The sequence below is a fragment of the Prevotella conceptionensis 9403948 genome, assembly GCF_000312305.1.
In the GTDB taxonomy this organism is placed as follows: domain Bacteria; phylum Bacteroidota; class Bacteroidia; order Bacteroidales; family Bacteroidaceae; genus Prevotella; species Prevotella conceptionensis.
In genome coordinates this window covers 1-531 of sequence record NZ_HE999539.1, presented here as the reverse complement: position 1 = coordinate 531, position 531 = coordinate 1, and the positions used below count along the sequence as shown (strand labels likewise).

Here is a 531-nt window from a genome sequence, read left to right as displayed (position 1 = left end):
CTGGTCGGGCGTGTCTTCGTAAAGGAAACTTGCTTCCAGTTCGTGCTGCATAAACGAGTCGTGGCTGAAAGCAAACCCGCGTTCGGTGCGCCGCTTGGCATAAAGCTTTATCAAATCGCGGGCAATATCCTTGATACGTTTCTTGGTTTTCTCTTTCAAACGTTCCCAAGCCCCCGTTCCTAGTGTAGAGAGCCGTGGCTGTTCGGTGGCCGTACCTTTACGATAGCGCGAAATCTTGTATAACGAATGGATGGAAACGTCTACCTTATCGTTGTTTTGGTAAACGATGCGTATCATCTCTTGATACGAGTTGCCTGTGGGCACGCGAACCAACCCGCCAAACTTGCCAATACCGAAGTCTACATGCACGATGAAGTCGCCCGGTTCCATCTCTTGCAACTCTTTCATCGTCAACGCTAGCTTACCGGCGCGTGCGCGTTCGCTTTTGAGATTGTATTTGTGGAAACGGTCGAATATCTGGTGATCGGTGAAAAAACAAACGCGAAGGTCGTTATCCACATATCCTGCATG

At 49.5% G+C, this 531-nt stretch carries 1 protein-coding gene; it reads right to left on the bottom strand.

The window, feature by feature from the left end:
- A partial coding sequence (locus BN93_RS16180) for a CarD family transcriptional regulator (RefSeq protein ID WP_044261289.1) occupies nt 1-531 on the bottom strand: 531 nt, incomplete at both ends.